Origin of the sequence: Pseudomonas sp. TJI-51, assembly GCF_000190455.2 — a bacterium.
GTDB classification, from domain to species: domain Bacteria; phylum Pseudomonadota; class Gammaproteobacteria; order Pseudomonadales; family Pseudomonadaceae; genus Aquipseudomonas; species Aquipseudomonas juntendi.
Genome location: NZ_AEWE02000067.1, coordinates 54,599 through 75,954, shown reverse-complemented (window position 1 = coordinate 75,954; position 21,356 = coordinate 54,599). Strand labels below are relative to the sequence as shown.

Sequence of the window (21,356 nt, the reverse complement as noted above, 5' to 3'; positions counted from 1 at the left end):
GGCTACCCTTGCCAGGAACCATAGAATCTCCCACAGGGTTGCACAGGTTCCAAACCTTGCGCAGTACCTGTGGGAGCTGGCTTGCCTGCGACAGGGCCAGTACAGGCGACACAAAAGAAAACGCCCCGAACCAGTCGGGGCGTTTTTGATTACTGCCAGGGCGCGTTACTTGCCTTCCCAGCGCTTGAGCACCAGGGTGGCGTTGGTGCCGCCGAAGCCGAAGCTGTTGCTCATGACCGTGTCGATCTTGGCGTTTTCTTCGGTTTTGCGCAGGATCGGCAGGTCGGCCACTTCCGCGTCCAGCTCGTCGATGTTGGCAGAGCCGGCGATGAAGTTGTTTTCCATCATCAGCAGGCAGTAGATCGCCTCGTGCACGCCCGCGGCGCCCAGCGAGTGGCCCGACAGGCTCTTGGTCGAGCTGATCTTCGGCGCCTTGTCCTTGAATACCTCGCGAACGCCTTTCATCTCGGCAACGTCACCGACCGGGGTCGAGGTGCCGTGGGTGTTCAGGTAATCGATCGGGGTGTCGACGGTGGACAGCGCCTGCTGCATGCAGCGGATAGCGCCTTCGCCACTCGGGGCAACCATGTCGTAACCGTCGGAGGTCGCACCGTAACCAACGATTTCGGCGTAGATCTTGGCGCCACGGGCCAGGGCGTGTTCCAGCTCCTCGACCACCACCATGCCGCCGCCGCCAGCGATGACGAAGCCATCACGGTCTGCGTCGTAGGCGCGCGAGGCCAGTTCCGGGGTTTCGTTGCGCTTGGTCGACAGGGCGCCCATGGCATCGAACAGGAACGACTGGCTCCAGTGCTCTTCTTCACCGCCGCCGGCAAAGACGATGTCCTGCTTGCCCCACTGGATCTGCTCCAGTGCGGTACCGATGCAGTGAGCCGAAGTGGCGCAGGCCGACGAGATCGAGTAGTTGATGCCCTTGATCTTGAACGGCGTAGCCAGGCACGCCGAAACGGTGCTGCCCATGGTGCGCGTGACGCGGTAAGGGCCGACACGCTTGACGCCTTTCTCGCGCAGGGTGTCCAGCGCTTCCATCTGGTTCAGGGTCGAGGCGCCGCCGGAGCCAGCCACCAGGCCGGTACGCGGGTTGGACACCTGCTCTTCGGTCAGGCCGGAATCCTTGATCGCGTCCTGCATGGCCAGGTAGGCGTAGGCAGCCGCGTGGCCCACGAAGCGGTAGACCTTGCGGTCGATCAATTCTTCGAGGTTGAGGTCGATGGACCCGGAAACCTGGCTACGCAGCCCCATTTCCTTGTATTCCGGGTTGTAACGGATACCCGGACGGCTGTTGCGCAGGTTTTCGGTGACGGTAGCTTTGTCATTGCCCAGGCACGAAACGATGCCCAGACCAGTGATAACGACGCGGCGCATGCGAATAACCCTTAGAAATTGTCAGTGGAGGTGAACACGCCGACCCGCAGGCCTTCGGCGGTGTAGATCTCGCGGCCGTCAACGCTGACCGAGCCATCGGCGATGGCCATGTTCAGCTTGCCCTTCAGGACGCGTTTGATGTGGATGTTGTAGGTGACTTTCTTGGCGGTAGGCAAAACCTGGCCGAAGAACTTCACTTCGCCCGAACCCAGGGCGCGGCCGCGGCCTGGCAGGCCCTGCCAGCCGAGGAAGAAACCGACCAGCTGCCACATGGCGTCGAGGCCCAGGCAGCCCGGCATGACCGGGTCGCCTTCGAAATGGCAGGCGAAGAACCACAGGTCCGGGGTGATATCCAGCTCGGCGACCAACTCACCTTTGCCGTACTTGCCGCCTTCTTCGCTGATGTGGGTGATGCGATCGACCATCAGCATGTTCGGCGCGGGCAGTTGCGCATTACCTGGGCCGAACAGCTCACCGCGACTGCAGCGCAGCAGGTCTTCCCGAGTAAAGGCGTGTTGTTTGGTCATGCGAGCTCCTCAATAACCCCCTGTGGCAGGGGATGAATCTTCCCGACCGACCCGAATAACCAACGGCTTCGGGGCGGTAGCCTACAGGTAGACTATTGCGTTGTGGTGAAAGTCACAGCGCACCTGGTGAAAGAAGTACAGGTGTGCACTGAAACGTCTATTTTCAGGGCCGATGAAGGTCCTGTCCAGTGTTTAAGACTGCCGCACTTTAGCATTTATCGCCAGTCGCGGTTGTCTGGCCGGGTAACCAGCGTTGCAGCACGCGCTGCAGTTCGCTGCGGCGCAAGGGTTTGCTCAGGTAGTCATCCATGCCGGCGGTCATGCATCGCTCGCGGTCGCCGTCGAGCGCGTTGGCGGTCAGGGCGATGATCGGCAGCCCTGTGCCGTTGTCCAGTTGGCGAATGCGGCGGGTGGCTTCATAGCCGTCCATGTGCGGCAACCGGCAGTCCATCAGCACCGCGGCAAAGCGCTGGCGGCCCACCAGGTCGACCGCCTCGAGGCCGTCTGCAGCGGTGCACACCGCCAGCCCCAGGCTGCGCAGCATGGCTTCTATGACACTCTGGTTGACCGGATTATCCTCGACCAACAGCACCTTTTTCTGCTCCGCAGCGGCCGCTGGCGGGTCGAGTGGGTGCGGCAGTGGCGCTGGCGCCTGGCTGGCCAAGGCCAACGGCATCTCCAGGGTGAACGTTGAACCCTGGCCCACATGGCTCTCACCGCGCAGCTTGCCACCCATGCGCTCGGCCAGGGTGCGGGCGATCGACAACCCCAGCCCGGTGCCGCCATAGCGGCGGGAAATCGAGCTGTCCGCTTGCTGGAACGCGACGAACATCATTTCCAGGCGGTCGCTGTCGATACCGATGCCGGTATCACGCACGCTGCAGGTCAGCCAGATCAACTGCCGATCGACCACTTGCCAGCGGGCCTCGACCTGCACCTGGCCGCGTTCGGTGAACTTCAGCGCGTTGCCCACCAGGTTCAGCAGGATCTGGCGGATGCGCGTAGGGTCGCCGTTCACCTGCAACTGGTCGATGTCGGCCGGCAGTTGCAGGTGCAGCCCAAGGCCGCGTTGCTGGGCGCTGTGCTGGAAGGACTGGACGCTGCTGGTGATCAGCTCGCCGAGGTTGAAGTCGATGTGTTCCAGTTGCAGCGCGGCGCGTTCGATGCGCGAGAAGTCCAGAATATCGTTGATGACTTTCAGCAGGTGCCCGGTGGACTCGCTGGCCACGGCGGTGTAATCGGCCTGTTCGTTGCTGAGCGGGGTGGTTTCCAGCAACTGCAGCATGCCCATCACGCCGTTCATCGGAGTGCGCAGCTCGTGGCTCATCATCGCCAGGAAATCGGACTTGGCACGGTTGGCCTGTTCAGCCTCTTCGCGGGCCTGGATCAGCTCGGCAATGGTTTGTTGCTGTTCAGCGCTGGCCTGCTCCAGGGCGCTGGCCAGGTTGTTGATGTGGCGCGCCAGGTGGCCCAGCTCGCTGTCGTCTACCACAGGCAAGGGGGTGTTGTACTTGCCTTGCTGGATGGCCTTGACCGCGTGGCCCATGTCGCTGATCGGCTTGGCCAGGCTCAGGGCCAGGCGGCGAGCCAGCAAGAAGGTGAACAGCAGGGCGAACAGCGCGAGGATGCCCGCCTTGATCACGATTTCCTGCTGGCGCTGGCTGAACGCGTCATCGGACATGCCGACGATCACCCGGCCCAGGTAGTCGTCCCCGATGGCCGGGGTGTTGGCTTTGCCCTGTTGCAGAAAATCGTTGTCCAGGCGTATCTGCTGCAGGCGGATGGGCGCCTGGAACACTTCGACCTGCTGCGCGCGGTTGGCGCTTTCGTCGGACTGCTCCACGTAGACCAGGATGTGGTTGCGGCTGTCCTGTACCTCCAGGAAGCGGACGTGCGGGATGCTGAGGGTGGCCCGCATGAGCCCCTCGAGCACTTCGTTGTTACCGGAAATCACCCCGTACTCCGACGCGGGTGCCAGCTGGTTGGCGATCAATTGCCCGGTGTGGTTGAGTTCCTGGCGCAGGTCCTGGATACGAACGAAGGTAAAGAAGCTGATCAGCAGCAAGGTCAGCAGCAGCGCGGGGCCAAGGCTGATGATCTGGGTGCGGGTGTGAATGTCCCAACTCAGGCGTTTGCTGCTCATGGGGTGGGTTCTCCTTCGGCCAGTACCTGGGCGGCGGCGTTCGGATCGATCGGTTCAAGGCCCAGGGCCCGGGCCACTTGCTGGTTGCCGCTGACGCTGTAGCGCTTGGGGTAGAGGCTGCGCGGCCAGCGCGCCGGGGGCTGGTCGAGCAATTGGTCGAGTTCCGCCAGCCAGTCGTCCTGGTCGCTGTAGGTGCTGGCCAGTGCGCCGGCGCGGACAAAACCGGCGTTGGGGCCGATCAGCGCCATCTGCCGGCCATAGCTGCTCAGCAGCAGGTTCTTCGCCGTCTTGGAGTTGTACAGGTCAGGGTCGTCCAGCCCCAGCAGGACATCGCTGTTGCCCAGCAGGTGCTGCAATGGCCGGTTGTCGCGTGGGTCGGACCAGTCCTGGGCTACGATTTCCAGGCCCAGCGGCCGTGCCGCATGGCGCAGTTCCTCGAGCAGAAACCCGCTGTGCTGGCCGTACAGCACGCCGATACGCCGTGCCTGGGGCAGCAAGTAACGCGCCAGGCGCAACTGACGGGCCGGTGGCGCGTCATTCCACAGGAAGGTGAGAAACGCCGGGCGCGACTTTCCCAGGCGCTGCTCAGCCTGAACGCGGCTGACGCGCATGACCAGGGCCGGTGGCCCGGCGGTTTCGCTCAGGCGCCAATCGAGGGCAGGGTTGTCGAGCAGGATCAGGCGCTGGTCGGCCTTGAGTTTGCCTGGTGATGGCAAGTCGGCGGTGGTCTGGAAGTGCACATGGTCGTGCGGCCTGCGGTTTTCCAGCGCCGCCACGAAGCTGCGGATGCCGGGCTGGTCCTCGGCGCCGATCAGCAGGATCTCGCTGGCCGACAATGGGCCCAGCGGCCACAGGCACAGTACCAGCAGGCGCAACAGCAGGCTCATCAGAACTCCAGCTCCGCGCTGACGCTCAGGCGGTGGCGGCTGTCGTAGCGGTTCTGGGCTGCCGTGGTCGGTTCATCGTCCAGGCGCTGTTGCCACAACGCCGCCAGCTCCAGGTTGCTGCCATATACCCGGAAACGCTTGGCCAGGCGCAGGTCCAAGCGCTCGTAGCGGTACGCGTTGAGGGCATCGTCGCCGTAGTAGAACAGCGCGCTCGACCAGCCGGCACCCCAGTCGCGCATCCACCCGGCCGAGCCGCTGTTGCGGGCGCTGAGGCGGCGATCGTCGGGGTTGCTGGCCCAGGCATCGACATAGGCGTAGGTCAGGCGCAGACGGTCGCGCAGGGTAGGGCGCCAGTCCAGTTGTGCCTCGCTGCCGCTGAAGCGGGCCTTGTTGGCGTTGCTGGCGATGTACTGGTTGTTGCGCAGCGGCTCGCTGATCATGCCGGTGATCTCGTCGTAGAACAGCTTCACGTCCATGCTCAGGTCGATGTCGCTGAAATAGCCGTTGTAGCCCAGTTCGCGCGAGCGCATGCGCTCTTGCTCGAGGTCGCCGGGGCCGCGGGTCTTGACGAAGTATTCGCCGTTTTGCAGGCCGAATGCATTGGGCGTGAGGTTCTTGACCGTGTAGCTCCAGTTGACGTTGTTCTCGAACATGTCGGGCGAGCGCACGGCCTCGGAATACACCGCACGCAGGCCATGGCGCGGGGTGATCAGGTAGTTGACCGCCACACGCGGGGTCAGCGAGTCGCCGGACAGCTGCGAGTCCTCGAACATGGCGCCGCCCTGCAGGATCCAGTGCTCGTCGGCGCGCCATTCCAGTTGCCCGAACAGGCGCCAGGTCTGGTCGTCGACGCTGCCGTTGAAGTAGGTCTGCGAATCGGCCCGGTCATAGCGGTAGTTCATACCGCTGAGCAGGCGCAGGCTGTCGGTCAGGCTCAGGGTGTCCTGGATTTCCAGGTCGTAGCGGGTTTCGCGGGTACTCTGGTCAACATCGCCGCATACCTGTTGCTTGCCGCCGTTCTGCCATTGCTCCTGCACTTTTTGCAAAAGCCCTTGCAGGGCCGGGTCGTTCGTGGCCAGGGGGGCACCTGTGGCAATGCCGCGCGCCACGCTTTCAGCGAAGTCCGGGTTCAGTTGCCAGAGCTGGGTCAGCTCGGGGCTGAATGACTGCACCGCATCACAGGCACGCCACACTTGCTGGCGGTCAAAATGTTGCGCCGAGCCCTGAACATAAAGGCTGTGTTCAGCGCTGAATTCCTTGGTCCAGCGCAGCGAACCGGCGTAGTCCTTGGCGTTGACGTCGGCGTTGTTGCCGGCTTCGTACTGCTGGAAAACCGGCTGGTAGGTGTAGGGCCGTTGATTGCTGCCTTCTTTGGCCGCAAGTTGCCATTCCAGGGTCTGGTCGATGGCCAGGGTCTGACTGGCGCTGAGGTTGAAGCGGTTCAAGCGGCGGCTGTCGCGGTAGTCCTGGCCGAACTGGTTCTCGTCGAAGCCGTCGTCGCGCTGGCCCGATACCGACAGGCGCATGTCGCCGCCATCCCAGCCGAAGCCGTGGCTGAGGTAATAGTCGTTGATGCCATCCTGGCCGCGGGTCAGTTTCATCCGCGTGCCATGGCTGTCGGCCGGGTTGCGGGTCAGGATGTTGACCACGGCCATCAGCGCGTTGGCGCCATAGCTGACCGTGTTCGGGCCACGGAACACCTCGATACGCTCGATATCCTCCATGGCCAGGGGAATGTCGCTCCAGTCCACCGTGGCCAGGCCGGCACGGTACACCGAGCGGCCATCGATCAGCACCTGCATGCGCCGCGCGTCGTTGGCGTTGCTGCCATGGTAGTTGACCGTGGGCTGGTTGCCGGCGCCGTAGCCGATCATCATGCCCGGTACCAGGCGCAGCAGCTCGGGGATGTCACGGGCACCGCTGGCGCGGATCAGTTCGCTGTCGATGACGGTCATGCTGCCCGGCACCGCTGCCGGCGACTGTTTCAGGCGCGTGGCGGTCAGAACCTGGGGCAGGTCGGTGTTGTCGATGAACAGATCCTCGGCCATGGCCGGGCTACCGAGCAGGGCGGTCAATATGAGCAGACGCGGGAAAGGGGGCGTGCCAGGGAACACAGAGCAGCCTTGTCTCAGGATGGAAACAGGCATGGTAACCGACCTTGGCGCAATTGCCAGTGACCCGCCTCAAGCTTCTGGCTGCCAGCACACCGTGCCAGGCTTTTCTCGCTGCCGGTAGCTCGAAGCTTGCAGCTTGGCTTTATAATGCGCCGGTCGCCACTTAATTTATGGCTTTAACGGATTGAATATGACTGAACAGCAACCTGTTGCAGTTCTGGGCGGCGGCAGCTTCGGCACCGCCGTGGCGAACCTGCTGGCGGAAAACGGTGTGCCGGTGCGCCAATGGATGCGCGACCCGGCCCAGGCCGAGGCCATGCGTGTCAATCGTGAAAACCCGCGCTACCTCAAGGGCATTCGCCTGCACGACGGGGTGGAACCGGTCAATGACCTGCTGGCCACCTTGCAAGCCAGCGAGCTGGTGTTCGTGGCCCTGCCATCCAGCGCATTGCGCAGCGTGCTGGCGCCGCATGCCGAGCTGTTGCGCGGCAAGGGCCTGGTCAGCCTGACCAAGGGCATCGAGGCGCAGAGCTTCAAGCTGATGAGCCAGATCCTCGAAGAGATCGCCCCCCAGGCACGCATCGGCGTGTTGTCCGGGCCCAACCTGGCCCGCGAAATTGCCGAGCACGCGTTGACTGCCACGGTAGTGGCCAGCGAACACGAAGCGCTGTGCCAGCAGGTGCAAACGGTGTTGCACGGGCGTACCTTCCGCGTTTACGCCAGTGCCGACCGATTTGGCGTGGAGCTGGGCGGGGCGCTGAAGAACGTTTATGCGATCATCGCCGGCATGGCCGTGGCCTTGGGCATGGGCGAAAACACCAAGAGCATGCTGATTACCCGTGCCCTGGCCGAAATGACCCGCTTTGCCGTCAGCCTGGGCGCCAACCCCATGACCTTCCTGGGCCTGGCCGGGGTCGGTGACCTGATCGTCACCTGTTCGTCCCCCAAAAGCCGCAACTACCAGGTGGGTTTCGCACTGGGGCAGGGCCAGAGCCTGGAGGAGGCCGTTACCCGCCTGGGCGAAGTGGCCGAAGGCGTCAACACGCTCAAGGTGCTCAAGGCCAAGGCCCAGGAGGTGCAGGTGTACATGCCGCTGGTGGCGGGCCTGCATGCCATTCTGTTCGAGGGCCGCACGCTGAACCAGGTCATCGAGCACCTGATGCGTGCCGAGCCCAAGACCGACGTCGATTTCATTTCCATCAGCGGCTTCAACTGAGCCGAACAGAGCAAGGAGCGGTACATGAACGATACCCCGGAGCGCGCCCAGCGCGAGTCGATCATCCTGCGGGTGCTGTGGATGCTGGTGTTCCTGGTGGTTTGGCAACTGGCTGAATTGCTGTTGGGCGGCCTGGTGCTGGTGCAACTGGTCTACCGCCTGGTGTATGGCGCACCCAGCGCCAGCCTGATGAATTTCGGCGACAGCCTGAGCCAGTACCTGGCGCAGATCGGCCGTTTCGGCACCTTACATACCGACCAGAAACCCTGGCCGTTCGCCGATTGGCCAGCAGCGCGTGCGCCGGAAGGCGAGGCGCCGCACGCCGTAGCCCCGGCCCCGCACCCTGTGCGTGACGAGGAGCCCAAGCTGTGAAACTGTGGGTACTGCGCCACGGTGAGGCCGAACTGCGGGCCAACAGCGATGCCGAACGGCGCCTGACTGCGCATGGTCGCGAGCAGGTGGTGCGCAGCGCTGCCCACCTGCTGGGGCAGCCATTGCAGGCGATCATCGCCAGCCCTTATGTGCGGGCCCAGCAGACTGCGGCGCTGGTGCACGAGACCCTGGGGTTTGCCGAGCCACTGCGCACCGTGCCTTGGCTCACACCAGAGGCCGATGTGCAGCAGGTCATCGGCGAAATCGAGCGGCTGGGGCTGGAGCATGTGCTGCTGGTCAGCCATCAGCCGCTGGTGGGCAACCTGGTCGGGCTGTTGCAACATGGCCACCTGCAACAGCCAGCGGCCATGAGCACGGCCAGCCTGGCCGAGCTGGAAGGGGAGTGGCCCCTGGCCGGGCTGATGACCCTGAAGGCGCTCAACGCCCCTGCCTGAGCTTGCGGGGGCCTGGGGCCCCAATACACCGAGATGGCAACTGACATTTTTGCCAGTTGTCCCTCGCGTCGACTGCTTGATAGCGTTGCCCGAAAACCAGCAGTCAGGGAGCGATGCATGAGCGGTGCGATGTGGGAGCTGCTGTGCTCCCTGGACCTGCAACCCACCATAGACCAGGTTGACCAAGGCGTTTCGCTGGACTTCGCCCAGTACAGCCTGCTGCGCGAGGCTGCCGACGCCAAATTCTACCAGCTGATGCGCAAGGTCGAGGGTTATGGGGTGCCGGGGCCGATCGCCCGGCAACAGAGCGAGCACGACCTGCAGACCCTGCAGGATGCCTGCCTGCGGGTATCCCATCTGCTGCAGTCCAGCTGCCTGGCCCTGCGCCGGCTGCAGCTGGATCACCAGGACCAGCGCCTGGCCCGTGAGGCGCTGCAGAGCCAACTGGCCTACATGCAGGCCTGCCTTCGCCGTTCACTGGAGAGTTTCGACCACGCTTCATGGCCTGATAGCCGCCGCCGATGACCTTTCCGGGCATTGCCGAACCGGCTCGCCATGCCGACAATGGGCCATCATTCCCGTCCGGATCAGGCGCCATGTCGCAGCAGATCTTTTTCGCCCATGCCAACGGTTTTCCCTCGGCCACCTACGGCAAGCTGTTCGCCGCGTTGGCGCCGGACTATCAGGTCCAACACCTGGCTCAGCACGGCCATGACCCGCGCTTTCCGGTGGATGACAATTGGCAGAGCCTGGTCGATGAATTGCTGCACCACCTGGCGCAGCAGGAGCAGCCGGTGTGGGGCGTAGGCCATTCGCTGGGTGGGGTTTTGCACCTGCACGCGGCGTTGCGCTGCCCCGAGTACTACCGTGGGGTGGTCATGCTCGACTCTCCGGTGCTGACCCGTGCAGACCAATGGTTGCTGCGCACCGCCAAGCGCTTCGGCTTCATCGACCGCATCACCCCGGCCGGGCGCACCTTGGGGCGCCGTCAGCTTTTCACGGACCGCGACAGTGCCCGTGAGTACTTCGCCGGCAAGTCCCTGTTTCGCCAGTTCGACCCCGACTGCCTGGACGCTTACTTAGAGCATGGCCTGCAGGCGATGGAGCAGGGCCTGCAACTGCGCTTCGACCCGGCCACCGAGATCAGCATCTACCGCAGTATCCCGCATACCAGCCCCGCCCCGGCGCGACAATTGCAGGTGCCGCTGGCCATGGTGCGCGGTGACCGCAGCAAGGTCATCCGGCGCCACCATGCCCTGGCGGTGCGTGGCATGCCGCAAGGGGAGTATCACAGTGTGCCAGGGGGGCATATGTTCCCGTTGGAGCGGCCTGCCGATACCGCCAGCCTGCTCAAGGGCCTGTTCGACCGCTGGGGCCAGGCATGAGCGCGCAGGTCGAGGAAGTTCGCCTGAGTTTGGGCCACATCGAACTGGCCGCACACCTGTTCGGGCCTGTGGACGGTCTGCCGGTGATCGCCCTGCATGGCTGGCTGGACAACGCCAACAGCTTCGCCCGCCTGGCGCCGCTGTTGCGCGGCTTGCGCATCGTTGCCCTGGATCTGGCTGGGCATGGCTATTCGGAGCACCGCCCGCCAGGGGCCAGCTATGCCCTGGCCGACTACGCCCACGATGTACTGCGGGTTGCCGAGCAACTGGGCTGGCAGCGTTTCGCCCTGCTGGGCCATTCGCTCGGCGCCATCATTGCGGTGCAAGTGGCCGGTGCGTTGCCGGAGCGCGTCAGCCACCTGGCCTTGATCGACGGCGTTATCCCACCCACCGGCGCCGAGCAGGATGCCGGTGAGCGCCTGGGCATGGCGTTGCTGGCGCAGCTGCGCCTGGATGGCAAGCGCAAATCGGTGTACACCACCCTCGAGCAAGGTGTGCAGGCGCGCATGAAGGGCATGGTCGCGGTAAGCCGGGAAGCGGCCGAACTGCTGGCGCAGCGCGGGCTGATGCCGGTGCCCGGGGGCTACAGCTGGCGCAGCGACAGCCGCCTGACCCTGCCTTCGCCGTTGCGCCTGAGCGACGCCCAGGCCATGGCCTACGTGCGCCGGGTGAATTGCCCGGCGCAACTGGTGATTGCCGCCGACGGGATGCTGGTGCGCCATACCGCATTGCTGGAGCAGCTACCCTTTGAGCAAATGACACTGCCGGGTGGCCACCACCTGCACTTGAACGATGAGCAGGGCGCGGCCCTTGTCGCAGACTGTTTCAATCGCTTCTTTGGCTTTGCTTGACTTGCACCGGACAAGTGTCGAGGCTTGGCGGGTTGAAAGGGAGACAACCATGCAATTGCCAGACAACCTGGAGCTTCACCTCGGCGCACGGCGCCGCCTGGGTCGCCGATGAGCGCGCCCCTGTCCATCCGCACCGTTGCAGCTGCCTGCCTGGCATTGGCCAGCCCGCTGCTGTGGGCTGGCAGCCTGCCGGTGCCTGCAGACGCCAACGTGGTCGACCAGCGCCCGGCCGTGGAGCAGGAGCGCGTCTACCCGCTGGGCCCATTGCGCAAGATCAGCGGCCGCCTGCGGGTTGACGACAAGGTCGAAAGCCGTGGCCAGGTCAGCTCGGTCACCTACGAGCTGCCGGTCGAACGCACCGCCCGCGAAGCCTTCACCAGCGCCCGCGAGGCGCTGCAGCGCGACGGTGGTTACCCGCTGTTCTGGTGCCAGGGCCGCGATTGCGGCGAGGCCAGCCTGTGGGCCAACGAGGTGTTTGCCAATGCCCGCCTCAACGGGGGGGACGAACAACAGGCGTTCATTCTGCTGCGCCGTTCGGCAGAACAGGCCGACACTCTGGTTGCGTTGTACAGCGTTACCCGCGGCAACCGCCGCGCCTATTTGCATGTGGAAGAGTTCGTCGCCGACAGCCCGTTGGGCGACTTGCTGCCCACGGCGGCCACGGTGCTGCGTGAAATGCGCGATACCGGCAAGCTCGACTACCCGGACCTGGCGGCACCCCAGCCTGCCTGGGCCAACCTGCTGGCACGCAGCCTGAACCTCGACAGTACCCTGCGTGCCAGCCTCAGCGGCGTTCAGGCCGAAGCCTGGCGCGAGGCGCTGATCAAGGCCGGGGTGCGCAACGGTCGCCTTGAAGTGGGCACTGCGCCTACCACTGGCTTGCACCTTGAACTGATTCGTTGAGCGGGTGCTGCGATGGTCAACAATGATCGCCTGCTGGTCCAGATTCTGTTGCTGGCGTTGCTGGGGGCCGGCCTTTGGGTGATGGCACCGTTCATATCGGCATTGCTGTGGGGCGCTATCCTGGCCTTTGCCAGCTGGCCGTTGATGCGCCTGCTCACACGGGTACTGGGGGGGCGCGAGACCCTGGCGGCCAGCCTGCTGACCATGGCCTGGATCCTGATCGTGGCGCTACCGCTGGTGTGGCTGGGTTTCAACCTGGCCGACCACATCCGTGATGCCACCGCGTTCGTCCGTGACGTGCAGGTCGACGGCCTGCCAGATGCCCCGGCCTGGCTGGGGGGCCTGCCGTTCGTGGGCGAGCGCCTGGTCAGCTGGTGGCAGTCGCTGGACCAGCAGGGGGCAGCCTTGCTGGCCTCGGTCAAACCGCACCTGGGGCAGGTTGGCAACTGGTTGCTGGCGCGCAGCGCGCAAATCGGCAGCGGCGTGCTGGAACTCACACTCAGCCTGGTGTTCGTGTTCTTTTTCTACCGTGACGGGCCGCGTTTGTCGGCGTTCGTGCTGCGCCTGCTGCACCGCTTGATGGGCGACCGTGCCGCGTACTACCTGGAGCTGGTGGCCGCCACCGTGCAGCGGGTGGTCAACGGGGTGATTGGTACCGCCGCGGCGCAAGCGCTGTTGGCGTTGATCGGTTTTCTGATCGCCGGCGTGCCGGGGGCCATTGTGCTCGGCCTGGTGACCTTCATGCTCAGCCTGATTCCCATGGGGCCGCCACTGGCCTGGATCCCGGCCACCGCCTGGCTGGTGTGGAAGGGCGAGTACGGCATGGCGGTGTTCCTCGGTATCTGGGGCACGTTCGTCATCAGTGGCGTGGACAACGTGCTCAAGCCCTACCTGATCAGCCGGGGCGGCAACCTGCCGCTGGTGATCGTATTGCTGGGCGTGTTCGGCGGCCTGCTGGCGTTCGGCTTCATTGGCCTGTTCATCGGGCCTACCTTGCTGGCGGTCGGCTACAGCCTGTTGCTGGACTGGAGCCGTAACGCCGTAGAGCAACCGCCCCAGCACTAGCCTGTACGGGCCCGCTTCGCGCAGGCGTGCGCGAAGCGGGCCGCGCCGCGGCCTCGACACCCTGATCTTTACGCATTCTTTATACCCCTCGCTGCCCCTCCATCTCGTTCCTTTACACCCCTTCCTCGGACAATTCCCCAAAGCGGCCCAAGCCGCATCTCGGGGAGAACCACACATGAACATGCTCGACGGGCTGTCACTGCTACTGGCAGTGGCCTTGGCGTTTTATCTGCTGGTGGCGCTTTTGCGCGCCGATCGCGGCTAAGGAGCGGCCATGCACAGTTACGACTACGCCTTGCTCCTGGCATTCTTCGCCCTGGTGCTACTGCCGGCACCCTGGCTAGGGCGTTTCTATTTCAAGGTCATGGAAGGCCAGCGTACCTGGCTGTCACCGGTACTCGGCCCGGTCGAGCAGGCTTGCTATCGGCTGGCAGGGGTGGATGCCCGCCAAGAGCAGAACTGGCGCCAGTACATCCTGGCGTTGCTGAGCTTCAACCTGGCCGGCTTCCTGCTTTTGTTCACGGTATTGCTGTTGCAGGGCTACCTGCCCCTCAACCCGCAGCACCTGCCTGGCCAGGAATGGTCGCTGGCATTCAACACCGCCGTCAGCTTCGTCACTAATACCAACTGGCAGGCTTACAGCGGCGAGGCGTCGGTCAGCTACCTGAGCCAGATGCTTGGCCTGACGGTGCAGAACTTCGTCAGCGCCGCCACGGGCCTGGCCGTGCTGGTCGCGCTGTGCCGCGGTATTGCCCGGCGTAGCAGCGCAACGCTGGGCAACTTCTGGGTCGACATGACCCGCGCCACCCTTTACGGTTTGCTGCCGTTGTGCCTGTTGCTGGCGCTGCTGCTGGTATGGCAGGGCGTGCCGCAGACCTTTGCCGACTATGCCCACGCGTTGACCCTGCAAGGTGCCGACCAGAGTATCCCGTTGGGCCCGGCCGCCAGCCAGATCGCCATCAAGCAGCTGGGGACCAACGGCGGCGGTTTTTTCGGCGTGAACTCGGCGCACCCGTTCGAGAACCCCACGGCCTGGAGCAACCTGTTCGAGGTGGCATCGATCATCCTTATTCCGGCGGCCCTGGTGTTCACCTTCGGCCACTACGTCAAGGACCTGCGCCAGAGCCGCGCCATCCTTGCCTGCATGCTCGCATTGTTCCTGATTGGCGGCAGCACGGCGCTGTGGGCCGAGCACCAGCCCAACCCGGCGCTTGCAGGCGAACAGGTCCAGCAGAGCGGCCCCATGGAAGGCAAGGAAAGCCGCTTCGGTACTACCGCTTCGGTACTGTGGACCGTGACCACCACTGCCGCATCCAATGGCTCGGTCAATGCCATGCACGACAGCCTCAACCCGCTGACTGGCATGGTGGCGATGGTCAACATGATGGTCGGTGAGGTGATTTTTGGCGGTGTCGGCGCAGGGCTGTACGGCATGTTGCTGTTCGTGTTGATCGCCGTGTTCCTGGCCGGGCTGATGATTGGTCGTACGCCGGAGTACCTGGGCAAGAAGCTGCAGGCCCGTGAGGTGCAGTTGCTGGTGGCCACGCTGCTGGTGATGCCGCTGGGTGTGCTGGTGCTTGGCGCCATCGCTGCCAGCCTGCCGGGCCCGGCAGGGGCGGTCAGCAACCCGGGGGCGCATGGTTTCAGCCAACTGCTGTACGCCTACACCTCGGGTGCCGCCAACAACGGCTCGGCGTTCGCCGGGTTCAGTGCCAACACGGTGTACCACAACCTGATGATCGGCCTGGCCATGCTGATCGGCCGCTTCGGCTACATCCTGCCGGTACTGGCCTTGGCCGGCAGCCTGGCGGCCAAGAAGACCGCGCCCCTTGGAGTCAACAGCTTCCCCACCCACGGCCCGCTGTTCACCGGCCTGCTGCTGGTGACCATCCTGCTGGTCGGTGGCCTGACATTTTTGCCGACCTTGGCCCTTGGGCCGATCGCCGAACATTTGAGCCTGGGTTTTTGAGGATCGACCATGAATATGCCCATTCCTGAAATGAAAGCCCGGCACAGTGCCAAAGACCAGACCCGGTTTGCGGCGCTGTGGCGCCCAGCGCTGGTACAGGCCTTGGTCAAGCTCGACCCACGCCAGTTGCAGCGCTCGCCGGTCATGCTGGTGGTGGCGGTGACGGCGCTGCTGACCACGGTACTGTGTTTTGCTCCTGGCAGTGGCGTCAGCCGCGGCGTGGCCGTGCAGATTGCCCTGTGGCTGTGGTTCACCGTGTTGTTCGCCAACTTTGCCGAAGCCCTTGCCGAAGGGCGCGGTAAAGCCCGCGCCGACAGCCTCAAGGCCGGCAGCCAAGGCTTGACCGCCCAGCGCCGTCAGCGTGACGGCCACTATGAAACGGTAGCTGCCGGCGCCTTGCGCAAAGACGATGTGGTGCGTGTGGTGGCCGGTGAAATGATCCCCGCCGATGGTGAGGTGCTCGAAGGGATCGCAGCGGTCAACGAGGCAGCGATCACGGGTGAGTCGGCGCCGGTCATTCGTGAATCCGGTGGCGACCGCTCGGCCGTCACCGGTAACACCCGGCTGGTTTCCGACTGGCTGCTGATCCGCATCACCAGCAACCCGGGCGAGTCCACCCTGGACCGCATGATTGCCCTGGTCGAAGGTGCCAAGCGGCAGAAAACCCCCAATGAAGTCGCCCTCGACATCCTGCTGATCGGGCTGACGCTGATCTTCCTGATCGTGGTGGTGACCTTGCAGCCATTCGCCCACTTCGTCGGCGGCAGCCTGCCGCTGATCTTTCTCGCTGCCTTGCTGGTGACGTTGATCCCCACCACCATCGGTGGCCTGTTGTCGGCCATCGGCATTGCCGGTATGGACCGGTTGGTACGGTTGAACGTGATCGCCCGCTCGGGCCGTGCCGTGGAAGCGGCCGGGGACGTGCATACCCTGATGCTCGACAAGACCGGCACCATTACCTTCGGCAACCGCCGTTGCAGCGCGCTGCACGCTGCACCGGGGGTAACCGCGCGGGAACTGGGGGAGGGCGCCCTGCTGGCCTCGCTGGCCGACGACACCGCAGAAGGCAAGTCGATCGTCGAGTACCTGCGTCAGTTGCATGACGTTGTCGAGCCCCCTGCCGGGCACTACGAAGCCGTGGCATTCAGTGCCGAAACGCGCCTGTCGGGCATCGACTTCCAGCAGCGCCGCTACCGCAAGGGGGCCGTCGATGCGGTGCTGGCATTCGTCGGCATGCAGCGCCTGGACATGCCGCCAGCGCTGGCCCGTGAGGTTGAACGCATCGCCCAGAGCGGTGGCACGCCCTTGCTGGTGTGCCTGGACAAGCGCCTGCTTGGGGTGATCCACCTCAAGGACGTGGTCAAGCCTGGCATCCGCGAACGCTTCGCCGAATTGCGCAAGCTGGGTATCCGCACCGTGATGGTGACCGGTGACAACCCGTTGACGGCTGCTGCCATCGCAGCGGAGGCCGGGGTGGATGATGTGCTGGCCGAGGCCACGCCGGAGAAAAAGCTGGCGCGCATTCGCCAGGAGCAGAACGACGGCCGCCTGGTGGCCATGTGCGGCGACGGTGCCAACGACGCCCCGGCGCTGGCCCAGGCCGACGTAGGCATGGCCATGAATGACGGCACCCAGGCGGCGCGCGAGGCGGCCAACATGGTCGACCTGGACAGCGACCCGACCAAGCTGCTGGACGTGGTGCAGGTCGGCAAGCAGTTGCTGGTGACCCGGGGGGCGCTGACCACCTTTTCCATCGCCAATGACGTGGCCAAGTACTTCGCCATCCTGCCGGCGCTGTTCGCTGCCATCTACCCGCAGTTGGGGGTGCTCAACCTGATGCACCTGGCCAGCCCGCAAAGCGCGATCCTTTCGGCCATCGTGTTCAATGCCCTGATCATCGTCGTGCTGATTCCTTTGGCGCTACGGGGTGTGCGGGTCCAGGCGGCCAGCGCTGCCCACTTGTTGCGGCGCAACCTGTTGATCTACGGGCTGGGCGGCATCGTGGTGCCGTTTGCCGGCATCAAGCTGATCGATCTGTTGCTCAACGCCCTGCACCTGGTCTGAGGAGGCCACCATGAACGCTTATCTACGCCCTGCCTTGAGCCTGGCCTTGACGATGACCTTGATCACTGGCGCGCTATACCCCCTGGTGGTGACCGGAGTCGCCCAGGTGGCTTTCCCGGTACAGGCCAACGGCAGCCTGGTGCGCGATGACCAGGGCCAGGTGCGGGGTTCGGCCCTGATTGCCCAGAACTTCCAGGGCGATGGCTGGTTCCATTCACGGCCTTCGGCAGGCGCCTACGCCACCGTGGCCAGCAGCGCCAGCAACCTTGCGCCGAGCAACCCGGCGCTGGTGGCGCGGGTCCAGGGCGATGCGGCGCTGCTGTACCAGGCCCAGCAAGGGCCGGTACCGCAGGCGCTGCTGACCACCTCGGGCAGCGGCCTGGACCCGCACCTGCCACCGGCGGCGGTGGCCTATCAGATTCCCCGGGTCGCAGCGGCGCGGCAGTTGCCCGTGGCGCGCTTGCAAGCCTTGCAGGAAGAGGCCACCCTCAGGCCATTGATCGGCCCGCCGGTGGTCAATGTGCTGGCGTTGAACCGGGCCCTGGAAAAACTCGCCAGCAAGAGCAAAGGATGAAACATGAGTGATTCCGCGCGTGCAGACGCGTTGTTGGCTACCCTGCCGCGCACCGGCCGTGGCCGGCTGAAGGTGTTCCTCGGTGCTGCGCCGGGGGTGGGCAAGACCTTCGCCATGCTGCAAGCCGCGCATGCCCAGCAACGCCAGGGCGTGCAGGTAGTGGCCGGGGTGGTCGAAACCCATGGCCGTGGCGAAACCGAGGCGCTGCTTGCCGGCTTGTTGCAGCAGCCCATGCTGCGCAGCCAGTATCGGGGGGTCACCCTTGAGGAAATGGACCTCGACGGCCTGCTCGCGTGTGCGCCAGCCTTGGCACTGGTCGATGAGCTGGCGCACACCAACGCCCCCGGCAGCCGCCACGCCAAGCGCTGGCAGGACGTGCAGGAGCTGCTGGCCGCGGGCATCGACGTGTACACCACGGTCAATGTGCAGCACCTGGAAAGCCTCAACGACAAGGTGCGCGACATCACCGGCGTGCACGTGCGCGAAACCTTGCCTGACTGGGTGCTGCAGGAAGCCTTCGAGCTGGTGCTGATCGACCTGCCACCGCGTGAGCTGCTGGAGCGCTTGCGTGAAGGCAAGGTGTACGTGCCCGAGCAGGCGCGGGCCGCCATCGATGCGTTTTTCTCGCAAACCAACCTCACCGCTCTGCGCGAACTGGCCATGCAGACGGCCGCCGCCCAGGTCGATGCCGACCTGGCCCATGGCTACCGCCAGCGCGGGCAGGCAGCCCCCGCGTTGCGCGGCCGGCTGCTGGTCGGTGTGGATGGCGATGACCAGGCCGAGCGCCTGGTGCGTCACGCCAGCCGCGTGGCCCAGCGCCGCCACTTGCCGTGGAGCCTGGTGCACGTGGACAACGGCCGTTTGCGTGACGAGGCAGCCCGCCAGCGCCTGCAGGCGGCCCAGCAACTGGCCGAGCGCCTGGGAGGCGAAGTGGTGTTGCTGCGTGCCGGTGAAGTGGCGCGCACGCTGATCCAGCATGCGGCCGAGCGGCGCGCCAGCCTGGTACTGGTCGGCCAGTCGCGCGACCGTGTGCACCGGCGCTGGTTCGGTGCAGGGGTGGCTGCCCGGCTGTTGCGTGAAAGCCATGGGCTGGAAATCAACGTGCTAGACCGCGATGTACAGCCCTCGGCGCCGCGTTCGGCGGTGCGCCGGGTGTGGGTCTGGCGGCACTACCTGCTGGCGTTGCTGGCCACCGGGATGGCCGCAGGCCTGGCTTGGGCCGTGTCGAGCGTGCTGGCACTGCCGAACATCTCGCTGGTGTTTCTGGCCGCGGTGCTGCTGGTGGCGGTACGCAGCAGCCTGGGGCCGGCCCTGGCCTGCTCGGCACTGTCGTTCCTGGCGTATGACTTTCTGTTCATTCCGCCCAATTTCTCGTTCAGCATCCAGCGCGAAGAAGATGTGCTGACGCTGGTGTTCTTCCTGCTGATGGCCGCCCTTACCGGCAACCTGGCCGCCCGCCAGCGCCGCCAGTTGCAGGCGCTGCGCGAAACCCAGGCGCAGACCAGCCAATTGCTCGACCTGTCGCGCAGGCTGACGGTGGCCACTGACCGCCAGGCCGTGTTCAACGCCGCCGGGCAGCACCTGGGCGGCTGGCGCGACCTGCAAGTGTGCCTGCTGCAGCGCACTGCCGATGGCCAACTGCAGGTGGCCAGCGGCGAGCACCAGGGCTTCAGCGCCACCGAGCGGGCCGCCGCCGATTGGGCCTGGCAACACGGGCAGGCCGCCGGGCACGGCAGCGACACCCTGCCGGAGGGGCGCTGGTGGTGGTGGCCACTGGCGGTGGATGAGCAACCGCTGGCGCTGTTGGGCGTGCGCCCACGCTCAGGCCAGCCGCTGAGCGACCCGCGTCGGCGCCTGCTGATCGCCCTTGGCCAGCCGCTGGCCCAGGCCCTGGCCCGTGCCCGCCTTGCCGAACAACTGGAAGCCGCGCGCTTGCATGGCGAGACCGAGCAGCTGCGCAGTGCCTTGCTGGCTTCGGTATCCCACGACCTGCGCACCCCATTGACGGCCATGCGCGGCAGCATCGACAGCTTGCTGGCGCTGGGCGAAGCGATTCCGCTCGACGACCGCCGCGAGCTGTTGGAGGGCACCCGCGACGAGGCCGAGCGCCTGGACCGCTACATCCAGAACCTGTTGGACATGACACGCCTGGGGCACGGTGGCCTCAAGCTGGCCCGCGACTGGGTGGCGCCAGCCGATATCGTCGGCAGTGCGCTCAACCGCCTGCGCGTGGTGCTGGCGCCGCTTCGCGTGCACACCGACGTGCCCGGCGATCTGCCGCTGCTGTTCGTGCATGCGGCATTGATCGAGCAGGCATTGGTCAATGTGCTGGAGAACTCTGCGCGCTTCTCGCCGGCCAATGGTCGGCTGGAATTGCGGGTGGCGGTGCAGGACGAGCGGCTGTGCCTGACCGTGAGCGACCAGGGGCCGGGCATTCCCGTGGCCGAGCGCGAAAAGATCTTCGACATGTTCTACACCGCCGCCCGTGGCGATCGCGGCGGGCAGGGGACTGGCCTGGGCCTGGCCATCTGCCAGGGCATGATCGGTGCCCATGGCGGGCAGATCCTGGTGGGCGAAGGCATTGATGGCCAGGGCACCGGCATCACTTTATGCTTGCCGCTGCCCCCGCAACCTGCAGCCGAAAGTGAAAGCCCATGAGCCAGCCCGCCACCCTGTTGGTTATCGACGATGAACCGCAGATCCGCAAATTCCTGCGTATCAGCCTGGCCTCGCAAGGCTACAAGGTGCTCGAGGCGGCTACCGGTGCCGAAGGCTTGGCCCAGGCGGCCTTGGGCAAGCCGGACCTGGTCGTGCTGGACCTGGGCCTGCCTGACATGGACGGCCAGCAGGTGTTGCGGGAGCTGCGGGAATGGAGCTCGGTCCCGGTGTTGGTGCTGTCAGTGCGTGCCAGTGAGCTGCAGAAGGTCGATGCGCTGGATGGTGGGGCCAACGACTATGTGACCAAGCCGTTCGGTATCCAGGAATTTCTCGCCCGGGTCCGTGCGTTATTGCGCCAGGTGCCGCAAGCCGGGGGCTCGGAAGTGAAGGCCAGCTTCGGGCCGTTGACGGTGGACTTCGCCTTTCGCCGGGTAACCCTGGAGGGCGTGGAGGTGGCGCTGACACGCAAGGAGTACGCGCTGCTGGCGTTATTGGCCGGGCACCCGGGGCGAGTGATGACCCAGCAGCAACTGCTCAAGGATATCTGGGGGCCCAGCCATGTGGAGGATACCCATTACCTGCGCATCGTGGTCGGGCACCTGCGCCAGAAACTAGGCGATGACCCTACGGCGCCACGCTTCATCATCACCGAGGCGGGGGTGGGTTACAGGCTGGTGGCGCCTGTTGCCTAGCGGAAAATCGCGCTGGTTGCGGCTGGATCACGCAGCGCCGACCACGCGGCTGCCTGGGGGGAACAGGTTCTTCGCCCGGTGAATTGAGCATCGGG

The 21,356-nt window shown here is 65.2% G+C and carries 19 protein-coding genes; 14 read left to right on the top strand and 5 right to left on the bottom strand.

Annotation, left to right across the window (positions count from 1 at the left end; genetic code table 11):
* Positions 1-165: 165 nt before the first annotated feature.
* From fabB to G1E_RS15675, 5 genes are all read right to left on the bottom strand, one after another.
* On the bottom strand, positions 166-1,386 hold the full coding sequence (gene fabB / locus G1E_RS15695; protein WP_009683177.1) for a beta-ketoacyl-ACP synthase I: 1,221 nt from the start codon (positions 1,384-1,386) through the stop codon (positions 166-168).
* Positions 1,387-1,397: 11 nt separating this feature from the next.
* Entirely contained in the window at positions 1,398-1,913 is a 516-nt protein-coding gene (gene fabA / locus G1E_RS15690; RefSeq protein WP_008089108.1) for a 3-hydroxyacyl-[acyl-carrier-protein] dehydratase FabA, read from the bottom strand.
* A gap of 208 nt (positions 1,914-2,121) precedes the next feature.
* Positions 2,122-4,056, bottom strand: coding sequence for an ATP-binding protein (locus G1E_RS15685; RefSeq protein ID WP_009683176.1), 1,935 nt, complete (start codon positions 4,054-4,056; stop codon positions 2,122-2,124).
* Positions 4,053-4,943, bottom strand: a complete 891-nt coding sequence (locus tag G1E_RS15680) for an ABC transporter substrate-binding protein (RefSeq protein WP_009683175.1) — start codon at positions 4,941-4,943, stop codon at positions 4,053-4,055. The genes G1E_RS15685 and G1E_RS15680 overlap by 4 nt, the downstream gene beginning before the upstream one ends.
* Positions 4,943-7,090 carry a TonB-dependent siderophore receptor gene (locus G1E_RS15675; protein WP_175442645.1) on the bottom strand — a complete coding sequence of 716 codons (2,148 nt, stop codon included), beginning with the start codon at positions 7,088-7,090 and terminating at the stop codon, positions 4,943-4,945. Before G1E_RS15675 ends, G1E_RS15680 begins: the two co-directional genes overlap by 1 nt.
* Before the next feature lie 157 nt (positions 7,091-7,247).
* Between G1E_RS15675 and G1E_RS15670 the strand changes: the two genes are divergently transcribed.
* The 14 genes from G1E_RS15670 (at position 7,248) to G1E_RS15605 (ending at position 21,261) form a co-directional block, all read left to right on the top strand.
* Entirely contained in the window at positions 7,248-8,273 is a 1,026-nt protein-coding gene (locus G1E_RS15670) for an NAD(P)H-dependent glycerol-3-phosphate dehydrogenase (RefSeq protein WP_009683173.1), read from the top strand.
* A gap of 24 nt (positions 8,274-8,297) precedes the next feature.
* On the top strand, positions 8,298-8,645 hold the full coding sequence (locus G1E_RS15665; protein WP_009683172.1) for a DUF4389 domain-containing protein: 348 nt from the start codon (positions 8,298-8,300) through the stop codon (positions 8,643-8,645).
* Positions 8,642-9,100, top strand: a complete 459-nt coding sequence (sixA, locus tag G1E_RS15660) for a phosphohistidine phosphatase SixA (RefSeq protein WP_009683171.1) — start codon at positions 8,642-8,644, stop codon at positions 9,098-9,100. The genes G1E_RS15665 and sixA overlap by 4 nt, the downstream gene beginning before the upstream one ends.
* A 117-nt stretch (positions 9,101-9,217) precedes the next feature.
* Entirely contained in the window at positions 9,218-9,625 is a 408-nt protein-coding gene (locus G1E_RS15655) for a hypothetical protein (protein ID WP_009683170.1), read from the top strand.
* A 71-nt stretch (positions 9,626-9,696) separates the two neighbouring features.
* On the top strand, positions 9,697-10,485 hold the full coding sequence (locus G1E_RS15650) for an alpha/beta fold hydrolase (RefSeq protein WP_009683169.1): 789 nt from the start codon (positions 9,697-9,699) through the stop codon (positions 10,483-10,485).
* Positions 10,482-11,336, top strand: coding sequence for an alpha/beta hydrolase (locus G1E_RS15645; protein ID WP_009683168.1), 855 nt, complete (start codon positions 10,482-10,484; stop codon positions 11,334-11,336). Before G1E_RS15650 ends, G1E_RS15645 begins: the two co-directional genes overlap by 4 nt.
* A 108-nt stretch (positions 11,337-11,444) precedes the next feature.
* A complete protein-coding gene (locus tag G1E_RS15640) occupies positions 11,445-12,239 on the top strand; it encodes a DUF4892 domain-containing protein (RefSeq protein ID WP_047149932.1) in 795 nt (264 codons plus the stop codon).
* A gap of 12 nt (positions 12,240-12,251) precedes the next feature.
* Positions 12,252-13,304, top strand: a complete 1,053-nt coding sequence (locus G1E_RS15635; protein WP_047149931.1) for an AI-2E family transporter — start codon at positions 12,252-12,254, stop codon at positions 13,302-13,304.
* 175 nt (positions 13,305-13,479) lie between these two features.
* Entirely contained in the window at positions 13,480-13,569 is a 90-nt protein-coding gene (gene kdpF, locus G1E_RS15630) for a K(+)-transporting ATPase subunit F (protein WP_033690477.1), read from the top strand.
* Between the two features lie 9 nt (positions 13,570-13,578).
* A complete protein-coding gene (gene kdpA / locus G1E_RS15625) occupies positions 13,579-15,273 on the top strand; it encodes a potassium-transporting ATPase subunit KdpA (protein WP_009683165.1) in 1,695 nt (564 codons plus the stop codon).
* 9 nt (positions 15,274-15,282) lie between these two features.
* Entirely contained in the window at positions 15,283-17,337 is a 2,055-nt protein-coding gene (gene kdpB / locus G1E_RS15620) for a potassium-transporting ATPase subunit KdpB (RefSeq protein WP_033690476.1), read from the top strand.
* A gap of 10 nt (positions 17,338-17,347) precedes the next feature.
* Positions 17,348-17,911, top strand: coding sequence for a potassium-transporting ATPase subunit KdpC (kdpC, locus tag G1E_RS15615; protein ID WP_047149930.1), 564 nt, complete (start codon positions 17,348-17,350; stop codon positions 17,909-17,911).
* Between the two features lie 3 nt (positions 17,912-17,914).
* Positions 17,915-20,569 (top strand): sensor histidine kinase KdpD, encoded by a 2,655-nt coding sequence (locus G1E_RS15610; RefSeq protein ID WP_047149929.1) that lies wholly within the window; start codon positions 17,915-17,917, stop codon positions 20,567-20,569.
* Positions 20,566-21,261 (top strand): response regulator, encoded by a 696-nt coding sequence (locus tag G1E_RS15605; protein WP_009683157.1) that lies wholly within the window; start codon positions 20,566-20,568, stop codon positions 21,259-21,261. Before G1E_RS15610 ends, G1E_RS15605 begins: the two co-directional genes overlap by 4 nt.
* The last annotated feature ends 95 nt before the right edge of the window (positions 21,262-21,356 follow it).

Excerpts from the sequence above, each read along its gene's own strand:
- fabB (WP_009683177.1), bottom strand. The coding sequence starts at position 1,386 with ATGCGCCGCGTCGTTATCACTGGTCTGGGCATCGTTTCGTGCCTGGGC.
- fabA (WP_008089108.1), bottom strand. The coding sequence starts at position 1,913 with ATGACCAAACAACACGCCTTTACTCGGGAAGACCTGCTGCGCTGCAGT.
- G1E_RS15685 (WP_009683176.1), bottom strand. The coding sequence starts at position 4,056 with ATGAGCAGCAAACGCCTGAGTTGGGACATTCACACCCGCACCCAGATC.
- G1E_RS15680 (WP_009683175.1), bottom strand. The coding sequence starts at position 4,943 with ATGAGCCTGCTGTTGCGCCTGCTGGTACTGTGCCTGTGGCCGCTGGGC.
- G1E_RS15675 (WP_175442645.1), bottom strand. The coding sequence starts at position 7,090 with ATGCCTGTTTCCATCCTGAGACAAGGCTGCTCTGTGTTCCCTGGCACG.
- G1E_RS15670 (WP_009683173.1), top strand. The coding sequence starts at position 7,248 with ATGACTGAACAGCAACCTGTTGCAGTTCTGGGCGGCGGCAGCTTCGGC.
- G1E_RS15665 (WP_009683172.1), top strand. The coding sequence starts at position 8,298 with ATGAACGATACCCCGGAGCGCGCCCAGCGCGAGTCGATCATCCTGCGG.
- G1E_RS15655 (WP_009683170.1), top strand. The coding sequence starts at position 9,218 with ATGAGCGGTGCGATGTGGGAGCTGCTGTGCTCCCTGGACCTGCAACCC.
- G1E_RS15650 (WP_009683169.1), top strand. The coding sequence starts at position 9,697 with ATGTCGCAGCAGATCTTTTTCGCCCATGCCAACGGTTTTCCCTCGGCC.
- G1E_RS15645 (WP_009683168.1), top strand. The coding sequence starts at position 10,482 with ATGAGCGCGCAGGTCGAGGAAGTTCGCCTGAGTTTGGGCCACATCGAA.
- G1E_RS15640 (WP_047149932.1), top strand. The coding sequence starts at position 11,445 with ATGAGCGCGCCCCTGTCCATCCGCACCGTTGCAGCTGCCTGCCTGGCA.
- G1E_RS15635 (WP_047149931.1), top strand. The coding sequence starts at position 12,252 with ATGGTCAACAATGATCGCCTGCTGGTCCAGATTCTGTTGCTGGCGTTG.
- kdpF (WP_033690477.1), top strand. The coding sequence starts at position 13,480 with ATGAACATGCTCGACGGGCTGTCACTGCTACTGGCAGTGGCCTTGGCG.
- kdpA (WP_009683165.1), top strand. The coding sequence starts at position 13,579 with ATGCACAGTTACGACTACGCCTTGCTCCTGGCATTCTTCGCCCTGGTG.
- kdpB (WP_033690476.1), top strand. The coding sequence starts at position 15,283 with ATGAATATGCCCATTCCTGAAATGAAAGCCCGGCACAGTGCCAAAGAC.
- kdpC (WP_047149930.1), top strand. The coding sequence starts at position 17,348 with ATGAACGCTTATCTACGCCCTGCCTTGAGCCTGGCCTTGACGATGACC.
- G1E_RS15610 (WP_047149929.1), top strand. The coding sequence starts at position 17,915 with ATGAGTGATTCCGCGCGTGCAGACGCGTTGTTGGCTACCCTGCCGCGC.
- G1E_RS15605 (WP_009683157.1), top strand. The coding sequence starts at position 20,566 with ATGAGCCAGCCCGCCACCCTGTTGGTTATCGACGATGAACCGCAGATC.